The organism is Gemmatimonadota bacterium, assembly GCA_026706345.1.
Taxonomy (GTDB): Bacteria; JAAXHH01; JAAXHH01; order JAAXHH01; family JAAXHH01; genus JAAXHH01.
The window spans coordinates 1-4,962 of record JAPOYX010000260.1 but is presented as its reverse complement, the minus strand read 5'-3'; the positions used below and the strand labels follow the sequence as shown (position 1 = coordinate 4,962).

Here is a 4,962-nt window from a genome sequence, read left to right as displayed (position 1 = left end):
TCGATGCGTTGTTCGACATCGCGGGCATGTCGAGTTCGTGGAGCCCGCTGGATGGCGACACAGGCGCCACTGTCAAGCCGGCCCTCGACCATCCGCAAGGGGATCAGGGAGAGTTGGATTTGGCGCCGGCGCACGCTCTCGTGTTTCTGGTTATCGTTCTGAACCACACGGATGCCCAAGGCAAGGGTGTAGCGCCGGTTGCCAGCGTGCGCGAGCGGGAGCTGCTTGATCTACTGAAAGCCGAGGGCAAGCAAATGCCGGACCTCGTGGCGGAAGTGACTGCGAAGGACGGTCGCGCGCGACGCATCCTGCTCGCCCTGTGGGCCATATCTGAAGTTTGGCGGCTGGCTGAAGAAGATCCGACCGAAGCGCAGATATTGCTTGATCGCATCGTCGGCTGCGAAGGGCTTGCGGGTCGCTGGATAGATGGCGGCAATTGCCGTCCTGGGCTTGCCGCGCAGGTTGCGGACGAGTCCAGCGAAATCGTGAACGCCTTGCGACAGCGCTTTACGACGTGCCTGAAAGGAAGCGCCGTGCAGCCGTTCGATATCGACAGACAGGCAAAACGGTGTATTTTGTGCAACGAGCCGGTCGCAGCGTTGCGTCGCGTTAATACAGCCTCTCGGGCGCATGGCATCAAGTCTTCGGCGTTTTCCGGCCGCGACGGACGCAACGACCACTTGGCATCTCCGTCCGGCGACACCCATCTGTGCCCGGTTTGTCTCGCGGAGTCCCAGTTGCGCCGTAGGGCGCAGGAAGAATTCAAGGGGAGCGGCGATCTGCCTCCACTCATCTCTTCGCCAGCCACCACCGGACTTTTCGGCGGACTCGCCTTTGAACACGAAGGGTCCGAGACGTCCATGGGTCTAAACGAGCTCAATCGGCTCGAAATCAAGAAAGGCGCCGTTTATGACGGGCTTGATTGTCAGACACGCCGTATTCGTGTGGCCCGACTGGAGGCCGTGCCCAACAAGGACGATGAACTGGTCGCTCAACTGCGAATAGTGTTGACAGCGGTCCGGCGGCTCGGGCGTCCAATCCATATCTTCCGCGGCTCTCCTCATCGCCATCCGGGAATCTTCTTTTTTGATTCGCTGCCGGCTTGGCTGCGGCAATTGCTAGGCGGGGACTCCCTGCGCATTGAGCAACTTGAAATGGCGCTGAGCAGTCTGGAATTATTTGAGTTCTTGGCGAGTAAACCCGGCCTGGGAATTGAGTGGGCGCGACAGCTTGCCGACCGCGATTATCGAACAAATTTGGGCGCGCTTTGCGTTGCATGGAGCCTGGCCGTGGATCGAAGAGGCAGCGGCGATCAGGATTACGCGTGGTCTCTGATCGAATCCAGAACGCGCTCACGAGCACTTTCACTCATCAGAAAAATCGGAGGTGAACCAGTGACACTAAAGGACAACCAGGATCCCCTGATACGACTTGCATGGCTCGCGACCCGGATCCAGAAGCGGCTGGGAAGCGGTGCCTCGTCCAGTAAGCAGCTTCTATGCTGGAAGATTGCCCTCGATTTCTACGCTGGGGCGGTGTGTTCGACGACCAGTGATCGGACGGCCCTAATACTGGGAATTGCCGGCACTCTTGAAGCGGAGCTTGCCAGAAAGAACGACGCGGCTGCGAGTAAGCACCGGAAGGATGAGTTCAAGCGAGAATCGGACGAAAAGGAGGAATCACTCGGCGCCGCCTGCATTACATTTGCCGAGCACTTCTCGGACAGGGTATGGGCGGGAGTCTTCGGGTCACAGGAGCCTGCCTCGAGAGAGCGGCGCCGGGCAGCAGCAATCTATCGCTTCGCGTTGCTTGAAGCGTACCGGGAACGCGGCATTTCGGAATCGGAAGCTGAAATTGCCCGCGGTCAGGCGCTTTAGCTCCGTACGGAAAATCCCAAACACCAAGGAGACCAAGATGTTGGATAAATTTAGACCCTACCTCAACGAGGGGGATTTGATCGAGAAAGTAGTCGGGGCGAACGGTAGAGATACCTATTTGATGCCGTCGCGCCGCAACGCCGGACACTTGGCCATTGCTTTGATCCGTGAGGTCGTGGCTCCGACTGTTTTCCGCAATGCCGAGGAAGAAATCACGGATATTGAAGACCGCGAGGGAATACGGCGGGTGCGGGCAACGCCGAGCAAATTCAAGTTCGGAGAACGCGGCCGGGGGCTGCTGGTGTTGCGCGCGTGGAATGTCGGTGGGCGATTGCCACAGAACCGCACAGCGGTCGGCAATGCGATGCCCGTGGGCGAGGCTTTCGACCTGAACACACTGGTATTCGGGGACTCCGCCATGCGGGGGACCCAGGTACTGCCGGTGAAGGCCGCCGTACAGTATTCGGACGCGCTCAGCGCCGTGCCGTACAGGGACGCGGTGGGAGAGAGCTTTCACCACCGTGGCGACGAGACCGGGACCCTTTGGGACGCCGAGGGCAAAAAAAACTCCGAGAATCTGTTTACACGACACTTCGTTACTCCCGGCACACTCCTGATCCAGATTCTCACCAGCAACGGTCGCCAGCTTCCGCCGATCGGGCTGGACCACCTTCTGCTCAGCCTTGGCCTTGCCGGCTCCTACGGAGGCCAGACCTCCGTTACAGGGGTCAATGTGCGCACACATGTCGCCGGTGTCTTTGCTTCGCGGTTTGAGTCGCCAATTGCTTCACCCTATGAACTGCTTCGAGCACTGGGGGATTCCCAAACATCGGCAGGGGAGTTGGCATCAGCAATCGTGCAGGCTATGGGTGCGGAGTATCAAACTTATGCGAACACCGAGGAGGCGTCCGCACATCAGCGCCAGCTAGTCGATTCTTTCGAACGAGACGCACCGGAACTGCGCCAACGGTACGAGGAGGCTGCCCCAAGGATCGCCGATCTGTTCAAGCAGCACTTCACACCGAGCAAGGCGTGATTCCCGTGGATGGGGCGATCTTCCCGTTTCGGCTTACTGCACTGTCCCCTTGGGCGTGGCATGGCCTTGCCGCGCCATCGGGGACATCCACTTTGAACGATGTGGTCACCGACACTGCCATGGCCTTCGCGACCGCGGCGTCGTTAGGGTTGGCGCCGCGCTCGCCCTGTCTGCCTTCGGTTCCGGACTATCGGGCGCATCTTGCCGTCCTGCCGTTCAAGACAACTCTCTTCCTCGGAGACAACAACCGTCTCAACCGCCCGCTGGCGCGACGCCTCAACCTCGATGCCGAGTGCGGCATGCCGAAAAGCGTTCACACTGCAAGAAGCAGCGGCAACATCAAGGATTATTACCATGTCCAGGAAGTTGCCGCGGGCTCGGTATTTCACGGCAGCTTTCTGCATGTGGATCCGCTGCGCCTTGCGCGCGAAACTTACGGCGGGCAGCTGGACCGGCTGGTTGTTCGACTCGGACTGGGACGAAACGGCGCCGGCCTTCTGGAACGCATTGACTACCATCCGGCTGTCCACCTCAACCTTCATACCGCGCGACTGTTCGATCCGGGAAACGATCTGCCGGCCGGCCCCTACCGACTGCATAACATTCAGCCTAGCCGGGCGCTGGATGCAGAAACTGCGCTCAATATTACTGCCGGCTGGAATTGACCTCAGGCCAATGATCATCCGATCGCACTCGGTTCCGATACTTCCCAGCGGCCTTTCGCCCATGCAGGAGGCATTGCTGCACTCGGAACGCTTCGTTCGGCTGGTGTCGGCGCCAACGGGTTCGGGCAAGTCCTACGCCTTCATGCGGGCGGTTCTGGATGAAGGCGCGCAGGTATTATTCATCGTCCCCACTAAGCGCCTTCTGCAAAACCTTATCGGGGAGGCACGCGAGCAGGCATGCGAACGTTTACGCGGGCGTGGTGTGAGTGAGGCGCAGTGCGCAGATTGGCTTGATGAGCACGTCATCGAGTGGTCGGGCAATCAGGTCGGCGACGGGCGCGAGAGTCTTGCTTTGGCGCGCGTCAGGCAGCTCCTGGAGGGTGGCGGGGGTTCCGAGGGTAAGGTCATCTTCGCAATCCCCGAGGTCGTGGTCCGGTTGATCTCGGGGATTCGACTCACGGGAGCTAGCGCCATCAATCCTTTCCTCTACGTGCGTCGCTTCGACCATATCGTCTTCGACGAATTTCACACTATCGACGACCGTGCGTTCGGTTTGGCCTGCTTGCTTTCGTTGCTGGCGGTGCGGGAACAGCAGTGCAAAGTGTCGCTGTTGTCAGCGACGCCGATCGATGTGACCGGAGTCCTCGCGCAAGCCGGGGTGGGTCGGAGCGAAATTGAGATGATCTCCGAGGAGATTGCCGATGGACACCCGCCGGGCCATCGCCCGATCCATGGAGATGTCTTGCTATCGACGGATGCCGGCTCCCTTCTGGATGTCGTCAAGCGGAATACAGAGGCCGTGCAGGATTCAATCGTCGATGGACGCACCGTCATAGTCATCTATGACTCTCTTCAGCGCTTGAAGCAGGACGAGCTCGAAGTGCGAGGCGTCTTGAGTAAAGCGGGCATAAACGACGAGAGGATCCTGGCAGTCAACTCCATCGATGACTCCAGACGTGTCCCGGGTGAGCCACATCGTGGAAAGAGATACGAGGATCCGCACAGTTTCGATGCCTTGTTATGCACTTCGACCGTAGAGGTCGGCGTTACGTTTCGCAGCACGCTCATGTTCATGGAACCGGGTTTTGGGCCGGCGAGCTTCGTGCAGCGCATCGGACGGGTATCGCGCGGTGCTGACAACGGAAGGGTCGTCGTGTCACTGCCAGAACGGACGCAAGGTCGGCTTGCATGGATACGACCGGTCCGGGATATCGTTGACGCGAGCGCGCAGCTCGCGGTCCAGGATTTCTCGGACCAAATTTTGCGAGCCGCGAAGCAGCAGTTCGAGCCGTCCCGGAAAGAAGCGGATGCCGATTTTTCGACACCGGGCGCCACGATCCGGTACTACCGGCGTGCATCGTGGCGGGGCGCGTTATGGGCGGCA

General features: G+C 59.8%; 4 protein-coding genes. All 4 read left to right on the top strand.

The window, feature by feature from the left end:
* Window positions 1–1,877 (top strand): hypothetical protein (locus OXG98_18190; protein MCY3773940.1); only part of this gene is annotated, 1,877 nt, incomplete at its 5' end.
* 37 nt (window positions 1,878–1,914) lie between these two features.
* Window positions 1,915–2,913, top strand: a complete 999-nt coding sequence (locus tag OXG98_18185) for a type I-D CRISPR-associated protein Csc2 (GenBank protein MCY3773939.1) — start codon at window positions 1,915–1,917, stop codon at window positions 2,911–2,913.
* A gap of 92 nt (window positions 2,914–3,005) precedes the next feature.
* Window positions 3,006–3,578: a hypothetical protein gene (locus OXG98_18180; protein MCY3773938.1), complete on the top strand. Its 573-nt coding sequence runs from the start codon at window positions 3,006–3,008 to the stop codon at window positions 3,576–3,578.
* 61 nt (window positions 3,579–3,639) lie between these two features.
* On the top strand, window positions 3,640–4,962 hold a 1,323-nt coding region (locus OXG98_18175; protein ID MCY3773937.1), incomplete at its 3' end, for a DEAD/DEAH box helicase.

Bases quoted from the DNA above. Each gene is read 5' to 3' on its own strand.
- OXG98_18185 (MCY3773939.1), top strand. From the start codon at position 1,915: ATGTTGGATAAATTTAGACCCTACCTCAACGAGGGGGATTTGATCGAG.